The organism is Amycolatopsis benzoatilytica AK 16/65 (genome assembly GCF_000383915.1).
GTDB classification, from domain to species: domain Bacteria; phylum Actinomycetota; class Actinomycetes; order Mycobacteriales; family Pseudonocardiaceae; genus Amycolatopsis; species Amycolatopsis benzoatilytica.
In genome coordinates this window covers 2,558,197-2,579,723 of the sequence record NZ_KB912942.1, presented here as the reverse complement: position 1 = coordinate 2,579,723, position 21,527 = coordinate 2,558,197, and the positions used below count along the sequence as shown (strand labels likewise).

Here is a 21,527-nt window from a genome sequence, read left to right as displayed (position 1 = left end):
GGAGGTGATCGCCGTGGCACGCGAGCAGACGCTCGCCGGTCAGCTGCTGTCCGCGCATCTGGTCGCCGGGCAGGTGGAACCAGGCACCGAGATCGGCCTCCGCGTCGACCAGACCTTGACTCAGGACGCCACCGGCACGCTGGTGATGCAGGAGCTGGAGGCACTGGGCCTGGACCGGGCGCGAACCGAGCTGAGCGTCCAGTACGTCGACCACAACCTGCTGCAGGCCGACGAGAGGAATGCCGAAGACCACGCCTACCTGCGCTCCGCCTGCCGGCGCTTCGGACTGTGGTTTTCCAAGGCGGGCAACGGCGTCTCGCATCCCACGCACATGCAGCGGTTCGGCGTCCCCGGAAAGAGCCTTGCCGGTTCCGATTCGCACACCTGCGCGGCGGGCGCGCTGGGAATGCTGGCCGTCGGCGTGGGCGGGCTGGAGGTGGCGCTCGCCATCGCCGGAGAGCCGCTGTACTTGCGGATGCCGGAAATCTGGGGCATCCGCCTGCACGGCGAGCTGCCGCCGTGGGTCTCGGCGAAAGACGTCGTACTGGAGCTGCTTCGGCGGCACGGGGTCAGCGGCGGCCGAAATCGGATCCTGGAGTATCACGGGCCCGGACTTGCCGGGCTGACCGCGATGGACCGGCACGTGCTCGCCAACATGGGCGCGGAGCTCGGCGCGACCGCGTCGGTGTTCCCTTCCGACGAAGCGGTCCGCGAGTTCCTTCGCGCGGAGGGCCGCGAAGGCGACTTCCTCCCGCTCGCGGCCGGTCCGGACGCGGTCTACGACCTCGAAGAGGACGTCGATCTGTCCACAGTGGAACCGCTGGTGGCCGCGCCGTCGTCGCCGGGGAACGTCAAGCCGGTGCGGGAGGTCGCCGGTACGCCGATCGGCCAGGTGGTCCTGGGGTCGTCCGCGAACCCGGGGTTCCGCGATTTCGCGGTGGCCGCCGCGACCGTGCGGGGCCGCCAGACCGCGGACTCGGTCAGCTTCGACGTCAACCCGACATCCCGGCAGATCCTGGTCGACTTGGCCCGCACCGGCTTTCTGAGCGATCTGATCGGCGCCGGCGCGCGGGTGCACCAAGCGGGCTGTCTGGGCTGCATCGGGATGGGCCAGGCGCCCGCGCCCGGCAGCAACTCGCTGCGCACCTTCCCCCGCAACTTTCCCGGCCGGTCCGGGACCGTGGACGATTCGGTGTGGCTGTGCTCGCCGGAAACCGCCGCGGTGTCCGCGCTGACCGGCGTGCTGACCGATCCCCGGGACTACGCGGCCGAGCAGCGCCTGGCGTATCCGCGGGTGTCGGTTCCGGCGCGCTCGGCCGAAGTCGGCGCCGCGCTGACGCCGCCGTTGCGGCCGGCGGAGGCGGCGCGCGAGGAGCTGGTGAAAGGCCCGAACGTGGCCGGCCTGCCCGATTTCGAACCGCTGCCGGACCGGCTCGAAGGCCCGGTCCTGCTGACGGCGGGCGACGACGTGTCCACCGACGAAATCTCGCCGGCCGGGGCGCGGGCGCTGCCGTACCGTTCGAACATCCCGAAGCTCGCCGAGTTCGCCTTCACCCGCATCGACCCGGAGTATCCGGCGCGAGCGGCCGCGGCACCGGTGCATTTCGTGGTGGCGGGCGAGAACTACGGCCAGGGTTCTTCGCGCGAGCACGCCGCGATCACCCCTCGGTACCTCGGATTGCGGGCGGTGCTGGCGGTCTCGTTCGCCCGGATCCATTGGCAGAACCTGGTCAACTTCGGCGTGCTGCCGCTGGAGTTCGCCGACCCGGCGGATCACGCGCGGATCGGCCGCGACGACGTGCTCGTGCTGGCCGGGCTGCACGACGGGCTCGACCAGGGCGAGCTGACCGTGCGCGACACCACTCGCGACGAGGAGTACCGGCTGGCCCATCGCCTTTCTCCGCGGCAGATCGACGTGGTGCGGGCCGGCGGGCGGATCCCGCTGCTGGCACGGGAACTCGCCTGAGCGCGGATCCGATGTGTTCGGCCGTGCCACGGCGGGTAACCGCTTCGGACGAGTCCTGCCGAGGAAGGAGCCCGCGATGGTGCACCCTGTCCCGCCCGGACCTGAGCCCGTCCCGCCGGAGCCGGAGCCGCTGCCGCCGTTCCCGCCGGAACCCGCGCCGCCGCCGCGCCCGGGGCCGGGCCCGTGGCCCGCTCCGGAACCGCCCGTCCCGCCCGAACCGCGCTGAGGGGAGCCCGCATGCAAACCACATTGCAGCAACTGTTCGGATACGGCCAGAGCCCGTGGGTCGACTATCTGGCCCGTCCGTTCGTCCGAGACGGCGAGCTGGCCCGGCTGATGCGCGCCGGCGTTCTGGGCGTGACGTCCAACCCGACGATCTTCCGGGACGCGATCACCGGCGGCGACGCCTACGACGACCGGCTGCGCGAGCTGTTTCGCACCGAGACCGAGCCGAAGGAAGTCTTCCTGGCGTTGGCCGCCGAGGACGTGCGCGAAGCGTGCGACGTGCTGCGGCCGGCTTTCGACTTGAGCCGCACCGGCCGAGACGGCTGGGTGTCGCTCGAAGTCGACCCGCGCTTCGCGGACGACGCCGGTGCCACTGTCGCGGAGGCCAGGCGTCTGCGCGCACTCGTGGACCGGCCGAATCTGATGGTCAAGATCCCGGGCACGGAGGCCGGGCTGGCGGCGATCGAGGAAACGATCGCGCATGGAATCCCGGTGAACGTGACGCTGCTGTTCTCGCTCGAGCGGCACCGGCAGGCAGCCGAAGCTTACCTGCGCGGCCTGCGGCGGTTCCTCGCCGCGGGCGGCGACCTCTCCACGGTGGCTTCGGTCGCGTCGTTCTTCGTGTCCCGAGTGGACGCGGAGGCCGATCGCAGACTGGCCGAGGCGGGCGGTCCGGCCGCTTTGCGCGGAACCCTGGCGGTGGCGAACGCGCGACTGGCTTACCAGACGTGCCAGCAGGTCTTCTCCGGTCCGGAATGGACGGACCTGCACCGGGCCGGGGCGCATCCGCAGTGGTGCCTGTGGGCGTCAACGTCGATGAAGGACGAGGACCGCCGCGACGTCGAGTACGTGGAGCAGCTGATCGGCCCGGGCACGGTGGACACCATGCCGCCCTCGACCGCCGAAGCGTTCCTGGAGCACGGACGGGTCGGCATGACGCTGGACCGGGAAACCGGATCGGCCCGCGAAACGATCGAGCGGTTCCAGGCCGCCGGGATCGACTACGACGGGATCGTCGCGTTGCTGGAACGCCAAGGCGTGGAGAAGTTCCGGACCTCCTTCGCCGAACTGCTCGACGGGATCGAGCGGAAACGCGGGCAGCTGCTCGCGGGGCAGGGGGCAGGCGCATGATCGCGACCGATTTCCGCCGTGCGCTCGGCCAGCAGCTGCGGGTCGATTCGATCCGGGTGAGCAGCGAAGCCGGGTCGGGTCACCCGACGTCGTCGATGTCGGCGGCCGACCTGATGGCCGTCCTGCTCGACGGGCATCTGCGGCTGGACTACGCGCACCCCGCGGACCCGCACAACGACCATCTGGTCTTCTCCAAGGGACATGCCTCGCCGCTGTACTACTCGATGCTGCGGGCGGCCGGCGCGATCGACGAGGACGAGTTCCGCACCTACCGGAAGTTCGGCAGCAGGCTGGAAGGCCATCCGACCCCGAGGATCCCGCCGACCGACGTGGCCACCGGCTCGCTCGGGCAGGGCCTGCCCATCGGCGTCGGGCTGGCGCTTGCCGGGAAGCTCCTCGACCGGCTGCCGTACCGGGTGTGGGTGCTGTGCGGCGACTCGGAGATGGCCGAGGGTTCGATCTGGGAAGCGTTCGAGCACGCGGCGCACTACGGGCTGGACAACCTGACCGTGATCGTCGACGTGAACCGGCTGGGCCAGACCACCGAGACGATGGTCGCCTGGGACCTGGACACCTATGCCGCGCGGGCGCGCGCGTTCGGCTGGCACGCGATCACCGTGGACGGGCACGACGTCGACGCGATCGAGGCGGCGTACGCGGATGCCGAGCGGACCACCGGAAAGCCGACGGTCCTGTTCGCCAAGACCAAGAAGGGCAAGGGCGTCGCGGCCGTGGAGGACTTGCCGGGCAAACACGGCAAGCCGTTGGAGGATCCCGAGGAAGCGATCGCCGAGCTGGGCGGCCGCCGGAACCTGACGGTGTCGGTGGCGACGCCGGACACTTCCCCGCCTGTGCCGCAGTTCCCGTCCGGCGCGTTGAGCATGCCGTCGTGGGACGTCGGCGAGGAGGTCGCGACGCGCGAGGCGTACGGCGAGGCGCTGACCGCGCTCGGCAGCGGCCGCGGGGACATCGTGGCACTCGACGGCGAGGTGTCGAACTCGACGCACAGCGATCTGTTCGCCAAGGCGCATCCCGGGCGGTACTTCGAGATGTACATCGCCGAGCAGCAGCTGGTCGCCGCCGCGGTGGGGATGCAAGCGCGCGGCTGGACCCCGTTCGCCTCGACCTTCGCCGCGTTCCTGTCGCGGGCTTACGACTTCGTTCGGATGGCCGCGATTTCCCGGGCGGACCTGTGCCTGTCCGGATCGCACGCCGGAGTGGCGATCGGCGCCGACGGCCCGTCCCAGATGGCGCTGGAAGACCTCGCCGCGCTGCGCGCCGTGCACGGCAGCACCGTGCTGTATCCTTCGGACGCGAACCAGACCGCGCAGCTCGTCGCGCAGATGGCCGATCAGCCCGGCATCTCCTACCTCCGGACGTTGCGAGGCAAGACCCCGGTCCGCACCCGCCCGGACGAGACGGTGCGCATCGGAGGCAGCCGCCTGGTGCGCTCGAGCGATCAGGACGACGTGACGCTGATCGGCTGCGGGACCACTGTGGACGAAGCTGTGCACGCGGCCGATCTCCTCGCCCAGGACGGAATTTCGGCTCGGGTGCTGGACTGCTACTCGATCAAGCCGATCGACACCGCCGCGGTGCGGGAAGCGGGCGCGGAGACCCGGCTGGTGCTGACCGTCGAAGACCATTGGCCGGAAGGCGGCCTTGGCGACGCCGTGCTCGACGCACTGGCGAGCCGTTCGGTCCCGGTGCACAAGCTCGCCGTCCGGGAGATGCCGACCTCGGGGACGCCGGCCGAACTGCTCCGCGCCGCGGGGATCGACGCGGAGTCCATCGCGGCGACGGCGAAGAAGCTCCTGGCCGGCTGAACGCCGGTCAGGACGCCTTCAACGCGGTTTCGAGGTCTCTGCGGGACATCTTGGACCGGCCCTTGACGTCCCGTTCCTTCGCCAGCTTCTGAAGATCCGCCTTCGACAGGGAAGAAAGGTCCGGCGTGCGCGGCCGGCGGCTGCCGCGCACGCTCTTGGCCAGCGCCTCCATCAGGTCGGTCACCTTCGTCGGCTCTTCCGGTGCCGCGGCGGGCGTGACGGTGTTCCCGGCCTTCTTGGCGGCGATGAGTTCGTCGACCCGCTCGCGGTAGGTGTCGTGGAAGTCCTCGGGCCGCCACGGCTCGGTCATCGCGTCGATCAGCCGGACCGCCAGGTCGAGTTCCTTCTGGTTCGTTTTGGCGTCCACCGGCAGTTGCGGCACGCCCTGGGCGGGATCGCGGACTTCGGCGGCGTAGTGCAGCGTGTTGAGCACGATCACGCCGTCCCCGGCCCGGGCCAGCGCGAGGTGCTCGCGGCCGTGCAAGACGAACTTCGCGACCGCGGCCTTGTCGCGGTGCGCCAGCGCGTCGAGCAGCAAGGCATACGGCCGCTGGGCGTCTTCCTTCGCCGGGGCAAGCCAGTACGCGCGATCGAAGTACACCGGGTCCACCTCGGCGAGGTCGACGAAGCTTTCCACTTCCAGCGACCGGGAGCGGCCTGGCGCGATCTCGTCCAGTTCCTGCTGCTCGACCAGCACGTACTCGTCGCCGCCGACCTCCCGGCCGCGGACGATGTCGTCGTAGCGCACCTCGTCGCCAGTGCGTTCGTTGACCCGCCGGTAGCGGATCCGGTCGCGGGTGCCGCGCTGGAACTGGGTGAAGTGCACCGCGTGGTCCTCGACCGCTTTGTAGAGCCGGACCGGGACGTTGACCAGCCCGAACGACAGGGCTCCTTGCCACACCGGACGCATCGGCCGTCCTCCTTTCGCCGTCCGTGCCGGGTACCCGGTTGCCCGGCGCGGGAACCGGGTACCCAGGCCGCGGAGTTCCGGCAGCGGAAGGGGATCGGCGATGGACGAGGCGGAAACGGGGGTGGTGGTCGGCGACGACGGGTCCGACGGGGCCCGCCGGGCGATTGACTGGGCGGCCGCGGAGGCGCAGGCGCGGGGCACGCGACTGGTCGTCGTGCGGGCGGTGCCGGCACCGATGCCGAACCTGGATTTCGTCCCGGGGACGGTCGCGCCGAGCGCCGGGGAGATGCTCGAGGGCCAGGCGTATGTGGACTACGCGGAGAAGGAACTCGCCGGCGTCGCGGCTGTGCTGCGGGAACAGCATCCGAGCCTGGCGGTGCGCACGCACGTCCGGGTCGGACGGGCGAGCTGGGAACTGGCCGACGCCGGCAAGCAAGCGGACCTGATCGTGGTCGGCGCCTCCGGCCGGCGTGGGCTGCCCCGGCTGCTGCTGGGGTCCACGGCCGCCCAGGTGGTGCACACCAGCGCCCGCCCGGTCGTCGTGGTCCGGGGCGCCGAGCCGGACGCGCGGAGGGTGGTCGTCGGGGTGGACGGGTCCGCCGCCAGCATCGCGGCGGTCCGGTTCGCCTTCGACTTCGCGGATCGGCACGGCTGCCCGCTGCAAGCAGTGCACGCCTGGACGGATCCGGTGGACGACCTGCTCGAACCGGTCGGGCCGGGCGACGAGGGCTGGCCCACCGTGCGGGAGCGGGGTGAACGGCTGCTGGCGGAGTCGCTGACCGGCCTGGCCGAGCGGTACCCGGACGTCGTGGTGCAGCGGGAGATCGGCCTCGGCCGCGCCGCGGTGGTCCTGCTGGAACACGCCGAGGGCGCGGCGCTGCTGGTGGTCGGCGGGCACGGACGAGGTGCGCTGAGCGGTGCTTTCCTTGGCTCGGTGAGCCACGCGATGGCCTACCACGCGCCGTGCCCGGTGGCGATCGTCCGCGAAGACGTCCAGGAGTACCCGAGCTAGCGCTGAAAACTGCGCCGGACCAGCGCGGCCGCCAGCCGGGCCAGCTCGTCGCCCGGCACCAGCTTCGCCAGCTGCTCGGGATCACTCGGGAGCCCGGCCTTCTCCGCCCCGTCCAGCGCGCGCCGGTCGAAGTACGGGCGCAGCCACGGCCAGACCGCTTGCGCTTCGCGGCAGAAGATCTGCGCGCCGGTGGGGCCGATCCGGGGGAACTCGGCGAGAAGCTTCTCCAGGCGTCGGGGATCCGCTTCGGCGGCGTCCGCCATCCGGCGCAGGTCGTCGTGGTAGCGGTCCCGGATGAACTCCGCGCCCTCGCCGAGGTGCTGAGCGGTGCTCTCGTCGTACCGGACGTAATGCGCCCGGCCGAGCGCGTCGACCCGCTCCTGCCAGGTGGAAGCCCGCATCGCGGCGGGGGACCGCCAGCCGGCTTGCGACAGTTCGCGCGCCGCGGCGACCGCAAGGCGGGCGCTGATCCGGGTGGACAGCAACGTGGTGAGGACGAGAAGCCGGTACAGCGGCTGGGGTTTGTCGGACAGCTTGATCCCGGCTTCGGCGGCGTAGGTCGTGCCGTACTCGGAGAGGAGTTCGTCCGCTCTGCCCATCGTTCGCCTCCCTCTCAGCCGGGCACCGGCTGGTCCAGCAGCTTACGAAGCTGCTCCAGCGTCTGGGAAAGCAGCCGGGAGACATGCATCTGGGACAGCCCGACGCGTTCGGCGATCTTCGACTGCGTCATGTTCCCGAAGAAGCGCATCGCGATGATCGACCGTTCGCGTTCGGGCAGCTGGCGCAAGACCGGCCGCAGCGCCTCGTGGATCTCGGCTCGTTCGAACTCGATGTCGTCCTCGCCGAGTACCTCGCCGAGTGTCGAGGCGTCCGGTTCGGCGAGCAGCTCCGAGTCGAGCGAACCGGCCTGATAGGCCTGGCCGGCCACGAGCGCCTCGGCCACTTCGCCGGCGTCGAGGCCGAGATGCTCGGCCAGGTCGCCGGCAGTGGGCGGGTGGCCGAGCCGCTGCGAGAGCGTGCCAGTGGCCCGAGCCACCGCGAGGTGGAGTTCCTGCAGGTGCCGCGGTACACGCAACGACCAGCCCGCGTCCCGGAAGTAGCGGCGGACCTCGCCCATCACCGTCGGCACCGCGAACGACAGGAAATCGGCGGTGCGGCCGGGGTCGAACCGGTCCACCGCCTTGACCAGGCCGAGCCGGGCGACCTGCACGAGGTCGTCGCGCGGTTCGCCGCGGCCGCCGAACCGCTGCGCGATGTGCTCGGCGAGCGGCAGGTGCTCTTCGATCAGTTTGCGACGCAGGCGCTCGCGCGGTCCCCGCGCGTCGGCGGGCAGTGCGTTCAGCTCGTCGAACCATCCGGCGCAGTGTTCGTAACCGTCGGTGTGGGGTCGAGCGGAAGTCTTCATGCTCAGAGGGTCCCCGCTGCGGCGGCCGGTCAATCATCGCCGGGCCGGGTTTGCCGCGAGCGGGCGGCCGGGTAGCCGGTAGGAGTACCCAGAAAGGAGCGCCGGGCATGACCTTCAACGCGTACCTGTCGTTTCTGGCCGTCGGAATCGCACTGGTTCTGCTGGACGGCCAGGTGATCTACCGCAGCGGCAAGCGGTACCTCGGGAACATCGACGGCAACCCGGCCGCGGCGGCGTCGATGGCGCGGCTGGTGACGGTCCTGTTCTATCTCGCGACGCTGGGCGTGCTGGCCCTGATCTCGACGATCGACGTCGGAGGCAGCGATCTGCCGGGTGTCGTCGGACGGCTCGGGGTGCTGCTGCTGGTCCTCGCGCTCGCGCACGCGGTCACTGTGGCCGCGCTCGCCCGGATGCGCGGCGAGCGCGAGACCGAGGAGTTCATCCGGCGCGGCGGGCTGCCGCTGCGCCGTCCGGACGGCGTGACGGTGACACCGGTGCCGGGCCAGGAAGGACAGCGTCCCGACGTGAGCCCGTCGCTGGAGAACCGTTCGCCTTACACGGCACCGTGATCCGAGCGCGAGAGCCGTGGCGCCGCACCGGTGTCACGGCTCTCCTCGCTGCCGCAGTGCTTGCTGGGCGCCGGTCGCATGGGTGGCGGTTTCCGCGCCGTCGAGAAGGCGGGCGGTGTTGACCAAACCGACCATGCTGAACGCTTGCGGCATGTTCCCGAGCTGCCGCCCGGCAGCGACGTCGTATTCCTCGCTCAGCAATCCGACGTCGTTGCGCACCGCCAGCATCCGTTCGAAGATCTCGCGCGCTTCGTCGCGCCGGCCGATGCCGTGCAGCCCGTCAGCCAGCCAGAAGCTGCACGGAAGGAATGCACCTTCGCTCCCGCGCAATTCACGCCCGCCGTCCGCGTCCGGGCCGTAGCGACGCACGAACCCGTCCTCGGACAGCGCATCCCGGACCGCGAGGACGGTGCCGCGGATCCGCGGATCGTCGCTGGGCAGGAACCCGACGCGCGGCATCAGCAGCAGGGCCGCGTCCAGGCCGCGAGACCCGTAGAACTGGGTGAAGGTGCCGCGGTCCACGTCGTAGCCCTCTTGGCAGACTTCGGCATGAATGCGGTCGCGCAGCGCACGCCACCGGCTGACCGGACCGTCGAGTCGATGGCGTTCCACTGTGCGCACTGCCCGGTCCGCGCCGGCCCAGGCCATCACCTTCGAATGCACGAAGTGCTGCGGTTTGCCGCGGACCTCCCAAAGACTGTGGTCGGGCTGGTCCCAGTGGCCTTCGAGGAAGTCGAGCAACCCGCGCTGCAGATCCCAGGCCGGGTGCGTCACCGACAGGCCGGCTTCGCGGACGAGGTGCAGGCCGTCGAGGACTTCGCCCCAGACGTCGAGCTGCACCTGGCCGGCCGCCGCGTTGCCGATGCGGACCGGGGCGGAACCGCGATAGCCGGCGAGCCAGTCCAGTGTGGACTCGGGCACGCGGCGGGCGCCGTCGAGCCGGTACAGGACCTGGAGGTCGGCCGGGTCGCCGGCGACGGCGCGGACCAGCCATTCGCGCCATGCACGGGCTTCGTCGGCGTATCCGGTGCCGACGAGCGCTTGAAGCGCGAACGTCGCGTCGCGCAACCAGCAGTAGCGGTAGTCCCAGTTGCGTTCGCCGCCGAGCTCTTCCGGCAGCGATGTCGTGGGGGCGGCCAGGATCCCGCCGGTCGGTTCGTAGGTGAGGGCCTTCAACGTGATCAGCGCCCGCCGGACCGCGTCGGGCCAGCGGCCCCGGTAGCGGCAGCGGCCGATCCAGTCCGCCCAGAACTTTTCGGTGTCCGCCAACGCATCGCCGGCGTCGACCGGCTCGGGGCGGGGAAGGTGGGAGGGGCGGTAGGCGAGCACGAACGAGAATCGTTCCCCGGTACGCACGTCGAACTCGGCGTACGTCGCGCAACCCCGGTGCGTCAGCGGAACCGTCGTGTCCAGCCAGACCGCGTCCGGGCCGGCGACCGCTTCGAACCCGCGTTCCTCGGGGCGAATCCACGGCCGGATGGAACCGTAGCCGAACCGCGGCCGCAAGCTCATCCGCATCGGAACCCGCCCGTCGATGCCTTCGACGATCCGGACGACAGCGGCGGAACCGGTGCGCGGCGGCATGAAGTCGAGCACCCGTACGGCACCCTGGCCGGTGTCCCACTCCTGGGCCAGCACGAGAGAATGGCCGCGGTAGGCGCGACGGGTCGCCTGGCCGGCACCGGCGGGGGCGAGCTGCCAGGTGCCCGCGCTTTCGTCGTGCAGGAGCGCGGAGAAGCAGGCGGGGGAATCGAAGCGGGGCAGGCACAGCCAGTCGATCGCACCGCTGCGCGACACCAGGGCCGCGGTGTGCAAGTCACCCAGCAGCGCGTAGTCCTCGATTGGCGCGGGCACGGTCAGTGTTCCGATTCGGCGGACGCCGCGCTGGGGTTGTCCTCCAGCATCTCGCGGAGTTTCGCGAGGGTCTGGGCAAGCAGGCGGGAGACGTGCATCTGCGAGAGGCCGACCCGTTCGGCGATCTTCGACTGGGTCATGTTCTCGAAGAAGCGCATCGCGAGGATCGCCCGTTCGCGCGGGGGCAGCTCCCGCAGCATCGGCCGGAGCGCTTCGTGGATCTCGGCTCGCTCGAACTCGACGTCGTCCTCGCCGAGCAGGTCGGCCAGTGATGCGGAGTCCGGTTCGTCGCCGTGCGGCCAGTCCAGCGAATTCGTTTGATACGCGTGGCCGGCGGCCAACGCTTCGGTCACTTCGTCGAGGCCGACTTGCAGGTACTCGGCGAGTTCGCGCGCGGTGGGCGCGTGCCCGGTCCGCTGGGTGAGGGCCGCGGTCGCCTGGGCGACCGCCAGGTGCAGTTCCTTGAGCCGCCGCGGCACGCGCAGCGACCAGCCGGTGTCGCGGAAGTGGCGCCGGACTTCGCCCATCACTGTCGGCACCGCGAAAGACAGGAACTCGCCGCCGCGGTCCGGGTCGAACCGGTCGACCGCCTTGATCAGGCCGAGCCTGGCCACCTGGACGAGGTCGTCGTGCGGTTCGCCGCGGCCGGCGTATCGCTGCGCGATGTGTTCGGCGAGCGGGAGGTGTTCCTCGATGAGCTTGCGGCGCAGCCGTTCCCGTCCCTCGTCGTGCTCTGGCAGGGCACTCAGCTCGTCGAACCACGGCGCGCAGTGCGCGTAGCCGTCGGTATGGGGTCGAACGACGGTATTCATGGTCCTCCTGTCCTGGGCTCCTTGGTGAACTCGAGGTACAACCGCCACCCGTGCCGCCCGTTGCCGGGCTCGGCCCAGGCGGCGACGGAATCGGTCAGCGCGCGCAGGACGTGCCAGCCGACCTCGTCCGGGCCGGGCGGCTGCATCGCCGAGGACGACGTGGCGACCGTGATCGTGATCCGGCCGGCGGTGCGGAACGCGCAGTCGAGCACCGCGCCGTCGTCCGCGCGGACCGCCAGCGCGACGACCGCTTCCTCGACCGCCATCCGCAGGTCCGCGATGTCGTCGAGGCTGAACTCCGCGGTGCCGGCGATGCCCTCGGCCACCAGGCGGGCGAGGAACAGCAGGTTCCGGTCCGCCGGCAGGCGCAACTCCACCGGGGGCTCGGACGCTGGCACCGCGTCCGGATTGGGGCGCACGCAGTGATCCACGTACATCTCACTACCCGATCCGGCGGATCGCCAATCATGGGCGCGGCCAGGTTTGCCGGCCGCGGAACGCGGGTAACCAGGCGCGCGACCATGGTAAGGAGGACCGTGCCCGGAGATCAGATCCCTGAGAACGACCTGGCCGAGCAGCAACGCCCGGAGGACGAGGAGGAGCCGGAACCGGATCTCGACACCGTCGAGGCCGACCCAGCCGACGTCGCCGAACAGCAGCGCCGCGCGGCGGACGACGATGACGACGAAACTTGGCCGCCCGCGTGACGCTCAGCGGAACCGGCGGCCGAGGGCCGCCGCCCCGCCGGCGAGCAGGGCGAGCGCGACCGCTCCGTGGTGGCGGCTCAGCGCCGGCTGAACCCCGCCGAACCTCGCGCGCCGGTCGAACTCGCCGTGCGCGCCGTAGTCGTGGCCGGTTTCGCGATCCGCCGGTTCCCAGAGGTTTCCCGCCTGGTGCGGCTGCGGCTCGCCGGTCTGCTGCGAGGCGATCCCGGTGCGGGCCAGGTAGCGGTCGAGGAGGCCGGGCGCGACCGCGTTCGCGAGGAGCGTGGCCGCCGTGCTGGCGCCGACCCAGTACTCGCGCCGGCGGGGATGGGCGGCGGCGTGCACGATCGCCCGGGCCGCTGTCTCTGGCTGGTAAATCGGCGGAACCGGCTGGGCGTGCTCGGGCAGCCGAGACCGAAGCCAGGTGAACTGCGGCGTGTTGACGGCAGGCAACTGCACCATCGTGATGCGGACGCGGCTGTGCTCGTGGAGGAGTTCGCAGCGCAGCGATTCGGTGAAGCCCTGGATGGCGTGTTTGGCTCCGCAGTAGGCGCTTTGCAGCGGGATCCCGCGGTAGGCCAGCGCCGAACCGACTTGGACGATCGTCCCGCGGTCGCGGGGCCGCATCCGGGAGAGCGCGGCCATCGTGCCGTGCACGTAGCCCAGGTAGCTCACCTCGGTCACCCGCCGGTATTCCTCGGGCCGCACGTCGGCGAACCGGGCGAAAACCGAGCTGAACGCCACGTTGACCCAGACGTCGATCGGGCCGAGCTCGCGCTCAGTGCGCGCCGCGGCCGCTTCGACCTGCTGGTAATCGGCGACGTCGGTCGGGATCTCCAGCGCGGTGCCGCCCTCGGCGCGGATCTCGTTCGCCGCTCCCGCGAGGCCTTTCTCGCCACGGGCCAGCAATGCGACGCATTCGCCTTGCCGTCCGAACGCGCGGGCCGCCGCCCGACCCACTCCGGCGCTGGCTCCGGTCACGACGATGACGCGCTGCGACGGCATGGAAGTCCCTTCCTCGTGCGGATTCGCGCTGCCGGGTACCCGGGCGCGCCGCGCGCAAACACCGGCCGTCGCCGTCCGTTGTGGACGGTGCGGGCGCTCAGTACAAGTCGAACCGTGCTTCGACGGTGGAGCCTGCCGGGGTCGAGTGCATTCGGACGAGGTCGGCGACGTGGTTGACCAGCAGCAGCCCGCGACCGCGCACCTGCCCGGTCGCCGCGGGCCGCCGCCCGGCGAGCGGATCGTCGATCCATCCGTTGTCGCGGACCTGGCACACCAGCTGGCCCCGCACGATCGCCAGCCGGACGACCGCGGCGCCGCTGCCGTGCTCGATGCTGTTCGACGCGAGCTCGGAGGCGACCAGGACGAAATCCTCGAGCCGGCCCGCGGTGATGCCGGCCCGCACCGCCACCGATGCCGCGGCGTAGCGCAGCAGCGGGAGGTCGCCGTCCTCGACCGTCAGCACGTCCGCCGCGGGCGGCGCGGGAAGCTCCCGGTTGTAGTCGCGCAACACCTCATCCGGTGCGTACCCGGCACTGGTCCGCCATTCTCCGGCTCCGTCCATCAGCCATGGATGAGTCCGGGCGGCGTCCGCGAGCGCCGTCTGGCCGAGCGAACCGGTGTCGTAGGGACAGAGGATCGTCGCCCACCGACCCGCGAAAGACTGGTTGATCAGGGCTTCGTGCTGCGCGCAGGCGGGATATTCGGCGCTGGTCCGGCCCGCCCACAACGGCTCGCCGACGATCCGGACGTGCCGGCCGGGATGCTCGTCGGCGAACGCCCGCAGCACGCCTGGGATGATGCGGCCGGGATTGCGGCCTTCTTCGACCATGTCGATCATCCGCACCCGGGCGGCGTCGGCGCCCAGTTCTTCTCGCAGCAGGCCCAGATTACCCGGTGGCACCGCGACCGCGACCGGTTCGGCGGCGGCCAGCGCGCCCTCCACGAACGGCACGGTGCCGGACAGGAACTCCCCGGCACCGCGGTAGAAAACCGCCGGATGGAGAAACGCTCGCCCGGCAGGCATTAAGTTTCAGACCAGAAACAACGCTCGATTGTGGTCGAGAGCATGGCGGTCACTTCCTCACGGCGCTCCGGCTTTCCCGCTTGCTTCGGCCGAGCCGCGCCAGGCGGCACCGCCGTCGCACGCGCATGATAGTCAGCCGGAGCGATCTGCCGTCAACCTTGCCGGTTGCCCGGCCCCTACTCGGTGCGCAGCGCGTCCGCGACCGAGCCGCCGGCTTCGTCCGCGTGCTCGTCGGGATCCGGGTCCGCGCGGCGGCGCGGGATGCTGTCGGCGGGTACGACCGGTTCGACGTCGGCTGCTAGGGCGTCCACGGACTCGTCCAGGTCGGCGGCCGGGGTCACCGCGGTCGGGCGTTCGGGCACCGGATCGGGCTGGTCGTCGGGTTGCTCCTGGGCCAGGCGCTGCCCGTGCGGTTCTCCTTCGCGCGCTTCGGCGGGGGTGGTGCCGTGCCGGACCGCCGGGCTCCACCGCTCTGCGGGCTCGATGCCCGCCTCCAGCGGATCGACCCGCAGGTCGTCTTCGTCCAGTGCTTCGGCGGGGACAAGCGTCTCCGATTCGGCCCGGTCGGGGTCGGCCATTGTGTTCCCTCCTTCGCGGTACTGCCTTCCCGGCGTACCCGCTGGCGCCGGGAGAAAACCCGGTCAGCTCACGCGATGGCCAGGTCGCGGACGGCGCTTTGGGCGTTCTCCAACTCCTGGCCGATCAGGAGCGCGGTGAAATGGGCGAGGGCGATGCTGTGTCCCGCGGTGGCGATCGCGTCGCAGGTCTCCTGCAGGGTGTCGCCGGCCCCGACGTGCCGCACGCGCCCGTCGAGCACGCCGTTCTCGAGACGGTCGCGCAGCGAAGGCAGCAGTTCGGACAGGTCGTTGGCGAGAAGGCTGAGCAGTCCGAGGGTGCGGTAGAGCTCTGCCGGCGAGTCGTGGCCGCCGGTCATCAGGTCACGCCGAAGCTGCCGCAATGCGCCCTGCGCCTGCTCAGCCGGCGCGGAGCTTGCCGGAGGAATGTCCATGCGGGCTGGATACCCGGGTCCGGGCGGGCTAACCCAGCGATCGCGAGTGATCTCCGGACCGGCGGGTATTCGTTCGGCCGCAAGGCAAACCGAGTCGGCAGCGGAGGACGCGGATGACGCACGGGGACGTACACACGTACCGCGAATCCGGATTGTGGGCGAACCGGGTGGAGGGCGGCAGGCGCGTGGTCAACACGGCGGTGTGCCGCGGCGACGCGGTGGCAGTGGGCCGCGAGATGGCGGCTGCGCACCGGGTGGACCACTTCGTGCACAGCGAGCACCGGAGCCGCGGCGACGGGGAAGTGGTGGAGCACCGCACGTTCCGGTGGGTTCCGGGCGGCGACCGCGGGTATCCGGACGCCATGAGCGAAGACGAGACAGTCGAACTGATGCGACGGCGGATGTTCCTCTCCGAGCGGGACGACGCCGAACGCATCGTGCGCGCGGTGCTGCGGACGCTGGCCGAGTTGATCCCGCCAGGCACCGCCGGAAGGCTCGCCGCCCAGTTGCCCGCCGAACTCGCCGACGACGTCCGTCCGGTCGCGACGCCGGCCTCCGGCGCGGATCGTGAGCTCGCCGGGTTCGTCGGCCGGGTGGCGGAGCGGGCGGGGCTCAGCGAGCCCGAAGCGATCCACCAGGCGGGCGTGGTGCTGGAGGTGCTCGGCGAGGTGACCGTGCACGTCGCGGACCAGCTCCAGGAAGCGGTTCCGGAGCAGCTGCGGCCCCTTCTCGCGGCCGGCGGAAGCCGGCTCGCCGGCTGACCGGGCCTGCTAGTGCACAAAGGACGGTCCGCGTCCCGGCGGTTGCGCCGCGCCGACGGCGGGTAACCGGGGGTTCCCGAAATCAGTTCCCGAAATCGAGGAGAGAATGCGATGGCCACCCGAACCGACACCGACCTCATCACCGTCATCACCGACGACCATCGCCAGGTGGAACGGGTGTTCGGCGAACTGGAACGCGAACCGGCGGCGGGCAACCGCAAGGACGTGGTCGACCACGTGATCGCCGAGCTGGTCCGGCATTCGGTCGCCGAGGAGCAGTTCATGTATCCGGCGGCGCGCCGGTTCCTCGACGACGGCGACCGGATCGCCGAGCACGAAATCGAGGAGCACGGCGAAGCAGAGAAGGTGATGAAACAGCTGGAGCGCAAGAAGCCCGGCGACCCGGAGTTCGAGGAACTGCTGGGCAAGCTCATCGCCGACGTCCGCCATCACATCGAAGAGGAGGAGACCGACCTGCTGCCGCGGCTTCGGTCGGCGTGTTCGGCTGAAGAGCTGGAACGGCTCGGCAAGCAGGTGCTGGCCGCCAAGAAGATCGCGCCGACCCGGCCGCATCCGGCGTCGCCGAGCACTCCGCCGGCGAACCTCGTGCTCGCGCCGGGCGTGGCGTTCGTGGACAAGATCCGCGACGCGCTGGCCGGACGGCCGAGCTGACCGATGTCCGCCGACGTGTTCGTGCTCGGGCTCGACGAGAAGAACGAGCGCATCCTGCGCCGCCTGCCGGTCGCGGCCGGCCTGCGGTTCCGTCCGCTGCTCACCCCGGACGAGCTGCAGCACGGCGAGATCGATTTCCCGGATCTGCTGGACAAGGCGCGGCAGCTGCTGGACGCCTTCGACGGCGACCCGGCAGCGATCGTGACCTATTGGGACTTCCCGGCCGCGGCACTGGCTCCGTTGTTGTGCGAGGAACGCGGCCTTCCGCACGTCCCGCTGCCCGCCGTGCTCAAGTGCGAGCACAAGTACTGGAGCCGGCTCGAACAGCAGACGGTGATCGACGAGTTGCCCGCGTTCGGCATCGTCGACCTGGACACCGACCCCCAGCCGCCACCGGGAGTGGAGTTCCCGATGTGGCTGAAGCCGGTGAAGGGCTTCTCCTCGGAGCTGGCGTTTCACGTCCGGGACGAGGAGGGGTTCGCGGACGCCGTCGCCGAGTTGCGCGACGGCGTCGGCCGGGTCGGCGACCCGTTCGATGACGCGCTGAAACAGGTCGACCTGCCTGCCGAGATCGCCGAGGTGGGCGGTGCCGCGTGCCTGGCCGAGGCGGAGCTGCACGGCGTCCAAGCCGCGGTCGAGGGGTACGCCTGGAACGGCGACGTGTCCGTGTACGGCGCGCTGGATTCGGTCGATTTTCCGGGCCGGTCGTCGTTTCTGCGGCATCAGTACCCGTCGCAGCTGCCCAGGCAGACGGTGCGGCGGATGGCCGACGTCGCCGAGCGGGTGCTCCAGCGGGTGGGTTTCGCCAACGGGACGTTCAGCGTCGAGTTCTTCTGCGATCCGCGCACCGGGCAGGTCTGCCTGCTGGAGGTGAACCCACGGCATTCGCAGTCGCACGCGGAGCTGTTCGAGCTGGTGGACGGAACGGCCAACCACGAGATCATGGTCCGGCTCGGGCTCGGGCAGCAGCCGCGGTTCCCGCACCGGCGCGGGCGTTACCGGATCGCCGGGCGCTGCTATCTGCGCCGGTTCGAGGGCGACGCCACGGTGACCCGGATCCCGTCTGACGACGAGATCGCCGACTTGTGCGAGGAACTCGGCGGTACCACCGTCTCGATCACGCCGCAGGAGGGGCAGCGGTTGTCCGATCTGCCGGAGCAGGACAGCTATTCCTACGAACTGGCGGAACTGGTGATCGGCGCGGTTTCGGAGGAGGAACTGGAGGCCAAGTATCGCCGGTGCGAAGAACGGCTGAGGTTCGAATTCGAGGAATGAGCGGGGAGGACATCGCGTGGACGGCGACGTGGAAACGGTATACGAGAACGAGCTGTGGAAGAACCGCTTGCACGGGAACGTGCGTGCCTCGAACACCGCGAAGTCCCGCGAAGAAGCCGTGAAAACCGGACGCCACATGGCGAAGGCGCGGCGCTCAGTCCACATTGTCCGGTCCGAGGCGGGCGAAGTCGAACGCCGCGACGACTACCGGACGAGTCGTCGCGGCGTTCCGCTGCCACCGGAGCCGGCCTGACGTGTCCGCTTATTCGCCGCGCCGTTTGGCGCGGCGAATAAGCGGCCTTACCGCCGCGGAATCCGCTCCAGGTGGTTTCGCGCCTGCCGCCCCTCCGGAATCCGCTGCATCATCCAGTTGTGGAACATTCCCGGGTACTCGGCGTAATCCACGTCGATCCCCGCGTCCCTGGCCCGGCCGGCGAACCGGCGGGCATCCGGGAGCAGCACGTCGCGTGTCCCGATGAACAGGCTGAACGGCCCGAGCCCGGCCAAGTTCGCGTACAACGGGCTGATCCGCGGATCGTGCGGATCGGTGCCTTCGGCGTACATCCGCCCCGCTTCCCGCAGGCCGGTGATGCCGAGCATCGGGTCGTGCTCGTCCAGCACCACCGAGATCGGATCTTCCAGGGTCACGTCCAGCCACGGCGAGAGCAGGAGCGTCTGCTTCGGCTGCGGCCGGCCCTCGTCCCGCAATCGCTGCGCGATCGCCAGCGCGAGCGCGGCACCGGCGGAATCGCCGGACAGCACCGCGGTCTCGTCACCGACGGCCTGATCGAACGCGGCTTGCACCATCGGCAGCGTTTCGGTGTTGCTGTGCCGAGGAACCAGCGGATAGATCGGCAGCGTCACGGCGCAGCCGAGCCGGCCCACCAGATCGGCGGCGTCACGGCGCAGCCGAGCCGGCCCACCAGATCGGCGGCGTCACGGCGCAGCCGAGCCGGCCCACCAGATCGGCGGCGAACCGCCAGTGGTGCGATTCGATCTCCTCGACGTACCCGCCGCCGTGCAGGTGGAACACGTGCATGCCGGCGCTGGTGCGCGGCCGCACCGTCCAGCACGGAAAGCCCCGTACGTCCCGGCGTTCGACGGCGAAGTTCCGGCGCAGGTTCCGGGGCGGCCGAGCCTGGCTGGGTCGCTGATGCCGGTGCAGGCGCTGATGCAGCACCCGGGCGTCGTCGTAGAACTGTTTCTGCCCGGTCGCGCGCAGATATGCCTGATACAGCCGTGCTTTCATGCTGATCATGTCTCCCGGGTACCCGTTCGCACCCGCCGGGCAACACCGTTTCAGCACCAGTGGCCAGGGTACCCGGCGCAGATGATCACGCGCGCACTTTCGTCACTGCCGTACGAGGTCATCGAGGACGAAGACGTCCGCATCCGGGTGTCGGACGGCACTCGGCTGGCGGCGCGGATCTGGCGGCCCTCCGGGTCCGAGTCGATGCCGGTGCCCGGCATCCTCGAATACATTCCCTATCGCAAGCGCGACCTGACCTCGGTCCGCGACTCGGTCCACCATCCGTATCTGGCCGGGCACGGGTACGCCTGCGTGCGGGTCGACCTGCGGGGCACCGGGGAATCGGAGGGGGTGCTGGCCGACGAGTACCTCGAACAGGAGCAGCGGGACGCCGAGGACGTGCTGGAGTGGATCGCGAACCGGCCGTGGTGCAGCGGGCGCACCGGCATGATGGGCATTTCGTGGGGCGGGTTCGCGGCGCTGCAGACCGCCGCGCGGCAGCCGCCGAGCCTCGGTGCGATCGTGATCTCCTCGTTCACCGACGACCGGTTCGCCGATGACATGCACTACATGGGCGGCTGCCTGCTGTCGGACAACATCGCCGAATCCGGGACCATGTTCGGCGAAGCGACGATGCCGCCTGACCCGGCGCTGGTGGGGGATCGCTGGCGGGAGATGTGGCGGGAACGGCTCGAAGAATGCAGCCTCTGGGCCGAGCAGTGGCTGCGCCATCAGCGGCGCGACGGGTACTGGCGGCACGCCTCGGTCTCCGAGGACTACTCCCGGGTCTGCTGCCCGGTGCTCGCCTCCAGCGGCTGGGCCGACGGGTACTCGAACGCAGTCGCCCGGCTGCTGGCGCACCTGCGGGTGCCGTGCCGCGGGCTGATCGGGCCGTGGTCGCACAAGTACCCGCACCTGGGCGAGCCCGGGCCGGCGATCGGCTATCTGCAGGAAGTGGTCCGCTGGTGGGACTTCTGGCTCAAGGGCGAGGCGAACGGCGCGATGGACGGTCCGGTGCTGCGGACCTGGATGCAGGAAAGCGTCCCGCCGTCGACGTCCTATGAGGACCGTCCGGGGCGATGGGTCGGCGAGACGGCGTGGCCCTCGCCGCACGTGCGGCCCTCGGTGCGAGCACTGGCCCGGCACCGGATCGCCCGGCCCGGCGAGTCCGTGCCGGAGGAATCGCTGGACGTGGCCTCGCCGCTGTCGGTCGGGCAGTTCGCCGGCAAGTGGGCGTCCTACAGTGCACCGCCCGACCTGCCCTACGACCAGCGCGAAGAGGACGGCGGGTCGCTCGTGTTCGAGACGGACGCGCTCGCCGAGCGCTGCGAAATCCTCGGTGCCCCGAAGGTCCGGCTGGTGGTGTCCGCGGACCGGCCGGTCGCGATGGTCGCCGCGCGGCTTTCGGACGTCGCCCCGGACGGCCGGGCGACCCGGGTGACGTATGGACTGCTGAACCTGACCCACCGCGACGGCCACGAGGAACCGCGTCCGCTGTGCCCGGGCGAGAGCTGCACCGTGGAGTTCGAGCTCAACGGGGTGGCGCAGGCGTTCCCGGCCGGGCACCGGATCCGGCTCGCACTGTCCACTTCGTACTGGCCGCTCGCGTGGCCGCCGCCCGAGCCGGTCACGCTGTCCGTCCGGACCGGCGCGAGCACGCTGACCCTTCCGGTGCGGCCGACCGCCGAGCCGGACGAGATGCCTTCGCCGGCGTTCGGCGAGCCCGAGGGCGCGCCGCCGCTGCCGACCACCCAGGTGAGCCGCCCGGAGCAGCAGTGGACGGTCTCGCGGGACCTGGTCGAGTACCACTCGGCGCTGGACGTGGTGAAGAACTCCGGCACCATCCGCTACGACGACATCGGCCTGGAGATCACCCGCGACGTGCACGAGCGCTATACCTGGACCGCGGACGACTTCTGTTCCCCGGCCGCGGAGACCTCGTGGACGGTCACGTTCGAACGGGACGACTGGCGCGTCCGGAGCGAAACGCGCACCCGGGTCAGCTGCACACCGGAGGAGTTCGTGATCGACGCGCAGCTGGACGGCTACGAAGGCGACCGCCGACTGGTCTCGCGCAACTGGCACCGCATCGTGCCGCGCGATCTGCTCTGAGCCCGG

The 21,527-nt window shown here is 70.9% G+C and carries 23 protein-coding genes; 11 read left to right on the top strand and 12 right to left on the bottom strand.

The genetic code is table 11. The features are described 5' to 3' along the window. Positions 1-4 precede the first annotated feature (4 nt). From AMYBE_RS0111770 to AMYBE_RS0111760, 3 genes are all read left to right on the top strand, one after another. Entirely contained in the window at positions 5-1,966 is a 1,962-nt protein-coding gene (locus AMYBE_RS0111770; RefSeq protein ID WP_020659574.1) for an aconitate hydratase, read from the top strand. 237 nt (positions 1,967-2,203) lie between these two features. After that, positions 2,204-3,322, top strand: coding sequence for a transaldolase (gene tal / locus AMYBE_RS0111765; RefSeq protein WP_020659573.1), 1,119 nt, complete (start codon positions 2,204-2,206; stop codon positions 3,320-3,322). Beyond that, complete coding sequence (locus AMYBE_RS0111760; RefSeq protein WP_020659572.1) at positions 3,319-5,148, top strand: transketolase; 1,830 nt, start codon at positions 3,319-3,321, stop codon at positions 5,146-5,148. Before tal ends, AMYBE_RS0111760 begins: the two co-directional genes overlap by 4 nt. A 7-nt stretch (positions 5,149-5,155) precedes the next feature. Here AMYBE_RS0111760 and ku read toward each other — a convergent pair whose 3' ends face one another. Next, a complete protein-coding gene (gene ku, locus AMYBE_RS0111755) occupies positions 5,156-6,058 on the bottom strand; it encodes a non-homologous end joining protein Ku (RefSeq protein ID WP_020659571.1) in 903 nt (300 codons plus the stop codon). A 100-nt stretch (positions 6,059-6,158) separates the two neighbouring features. Here ku and AMYBE_RS0111750 point away from each other — a divergent pair, with 100 nt between their 5' ends. Next, positions 6,159-7,070 carry a universal stress protein gene (locus AMYBE_RS0111750; protein WP_020659570.1) on the top strand — a complete coding sequence of 304 codons (912 nt, stop codon included), beginning with the start codon at positions 6,159-6,161 and terminating at the stop codon, positions 7,068-7,070. Here the strand turns inward: AMYBE_RS0111750 and AMYBE_RS0111745 are convergent. Together AMYBE_RS0111745 and AMYBE_RS0111740 are read right to left on the bottom strand one after the other, a co-directional pair. Next, positions 7,067-7,669: a hypothetical protein gene (locus AMYBE_RS0111745; protein ID WP_020659569.1), complete on the bottom strand. Its 603-nt coding sequence runs from the start codon at positions 7,667-7,669 to the stop codon at positions 7,067-7,069. The two genes, AMYBE_RS0111750 and AMYBE_RS0111745, sit on opposite strands and share 4 nt — an antisense overlap. Positions 7,670-7,683: 14 nt before the next feature. Then, positions 7,684-8,475, bottom strand: coding sequence for a SigB/SigF/SigG family RNA polymerase sigma factor (locus AMYBE_RS0111740; protein ID WP_020659568.1), 792 nt, complete (start codon positions 8,473-8,475; stop codon positions 7,684-7,686). Between the two features lie 107 nt (positions 8,476-8,582). Between AMYBE_RS0111740 and AMYBE_RS0111735 the strand changes: the two genes are divergently transcribed. Then, positions 8,583-9,044, top strand: coding sequence for a hypothetical protein (locus AMYBE_RS0111735; protein ID WP_020659567.1), 462 nt, complete (start codon positions 8,583-8,585; stop codon positions 9,042-9,044). A 33-nt stretch (positions 9,045-9,077) separates the two neighbouring features. On the opposite strand, the gene AMYBE_RS0111730 is transcribed toward AMYBE_RS0111735, so the two are convergent. Genes AMYBE_RS0111730 through AMYBE_RS0111720 form a run of 3 tightly spaced genes read right to left on the bottom strand, consistent with a single transcriptional unit; the run spans position 9,078 to position 12,147 of the window. Then, positions 9,078-10,898, bottom strand: a complete 1,821-nt coding sequence (locus AMYBE_RS0111730; protein WP_020659566.1) for a glycoside hydrolase family 15 protein — start codon at positions 10,896-10,898, stop codon at positions 9,078-9,080. A gap of 2 nt (positions 10,899-10,900) precedes the next feature. Further along, positions 10,901-11,710, bottom strand: a complete 810-nt coding sequence (locus tag AMYBE_RS41525; RefSeq protein WP_020659565.1) for a SigB/SigF/SigG family RNA polymerase sigma factor — start codon at positions 11,708-11,710, stop codon at positions 10,901-10,903. Then, positions 11,707-12,147 carry a hypothetical protein gene (locus AMYBE_RS0111720; RefSeq protein WP_020659564.1) on the bottom strand — a complete coding sequence of 147 codons (441 nt, stop codon included), beginning with the start codon at positions 12,145-12,147 and terminating at the stop codon, positions 11,707-11,709. Before AMYBE_RS0111720 ends, AMYBE_RS41525 begins: the two co-directional genes overlap by 4 nt. Positions 12,148-12,246: 99 nt before the next feature. On the opposite strand from AMYBE_RS0111720, the gene AMYBE_RS44800 reads away from it, so the two are divergent. After that, positions 12,247-12,417: a hypothetical protein gene (locus AMYBE_RS44800; RefSeq protein WP_020659563.1), complete on the top strand. Its 171-nt coding sequence runs from the start codon at positions 12,247-12,249 to the stop codon at positions 12,415-12,417. Positions 12,418-12,420: 3 nt separating this feature from the next. Here AMYBE_RS44800 and AMYBE_RS0111710 read toward each other — a convergent pair whose 3' ends face one another. The 4 genes from AMYBE_RS0111710 to AMYBE_RS0111695 form a co-directional block, all read right to left on the bottom strand. Beyond that, entirely contained in the window at positions 12,421-13,419 is a 999-nt protein-coding gene (locus tag AMYBE_RS0111710; RefSeq protein WP_020659562.1) for an SDR family oxidoreductase, read from the bottom strand. 97 nt (positions 13,420-13,516) lie between these two features. After that, positions 13,517-14,443 carry an anti-sigma factor RsbA family regulatory protein gene (locus AMYBE_RS0111705; RefSeq protein ID WP_020659561.1) on the bottom strand — a complete coding sequence of 309 codons (927 nt, stop codon included), beginning with the start codon at positions 14,441-14,443 and terminating at the stop codon, positions 13,517-13,519. A gap of 176 nt (positions 14,444-14,619) precedes the next feature. Then, positions 14,620-15,021: a hypothetical protein gene (locus tag AMYBE_RS0111700; RefSeq protein ID WP_020659560.1), complete on the bottom strand. Its 402-nt coding sequence runs from the start codon at positions 15,019-15,021 to the stop codon at positions 14,620-14,622. Between the two features lie 68 nt (positions 15,022-15,089). Then, positions 15,090-15,452, bottom strand: a complete 363-nt coding sequence (locus tag AMYBE_RS0111695) for a hypothetical protein (RefSeq protein ID WP_020659559.1) — start codon at positions 15,450-15,452, stop codon at positions 15,090-15,092. 113 nt (positions 15,453-15,565) lie between these two features. Here AMYBE_RS0111695 and AMYBE_RS45750 point away from each other — a divergent pair, with 113 nt between their 5' ends. The 4 genes from AMYBE_RS45750 (at position 15,566) to AMYBE_RS0111670 (ending at position 18,413) form a co-directional block, all read left to right on the top strand. Further along, entirely contained in the window at positions 15,566-16,213 is a 648-nt protein-coding gene (locus AMYBE_RS45750; protein WP_020659558.1) for a DUF2267 domain-containing protein, read from the top strand. Between the two features lie 111 nt (positions 16,214-16,324). Beyond that, positions 16,325-16,885, top strand: a complete 561-nt coding sequence (locus AMYBE_RS0111680; RefSeq protein WP_020659557.1) for a hemerythrin domain-containing protein — start codon at positions 16,325-16,327, stop codon at positions 16,883-16,885. Between the two features lie 3 nt (positions 16,886-16,888). After that, positions 16,889-18,160, top strand: coding sequence for an ATP-grasp domain-containing protein (locus AMYBE_RS0111675; RefSeq protein WP_020659556.1), 1,272 nt, complete (start codon positions 16,889-16,891; stop codon positions 18,158-18,160). Positions 18,161-18,176: 16 nt separating this feature from the next. Further along, positions 18,177-18,413 (top strand): DUF2188 domain-containing protein, encoded by a 237-nt coding sequence (locus tag AMYBE_RS0111670; protein WP_020659555.1) that lies wholly within the window; start codon positions 18,177-18,179, stop codon positions 18,411-18,413. Positions 18,414-18,460: 47 nt separating this feature from the next. On the opposite strand, the gene AMYBE_RS46110 is transcribed toward AMYBE_RS0111670, so the two are convergent. Both AMYBE_RS46110 and AMYBE_RS46105 read right to left on the bottom strand, forming a co-directional pair. Then, entirely contained in the window at positions 18,461-19,024 is a 564-nt protein-coding gene (locus AMYBE_RS46110; RefSeq protein ID WP_245573186.1) for an alpha/beta hydrolase fold domain-containing protein, read from the bottom strand. 34 nt (positions 19,025-19,058) lie between these two features. Continuing rightward, on the bottom strand, positions 19,059-19,418 hold the full coding sequence (locus AMYBE_RS46105) for an alpha/beta hydrolase family protein (RefSeq protein ID WP_245573185.1): 360 nt from the start codon (positions 19,416-19,418) through the stop codon (positions 19,059-19,061). A 72-nt stretch (positions 19,419-19,490) separates the two neighbouring features. Between AMYBE_RS46105 and AMYBE_RS0111660 the strand changes: the two genes are divergently transcribed. Continuing rightward, positions 19,491-21,521, top strand: a complete 2,031-nt coding sequence (locus AMYBE_RS0111660) for a CocE/NonD family hydrolase (protein WP_020659554.1) — start codon at positions 19,491-19,493, stop codon at positions 21,519-21,521. Positions 21,522-21,527 lie beyond the last annotated feature (6 nt).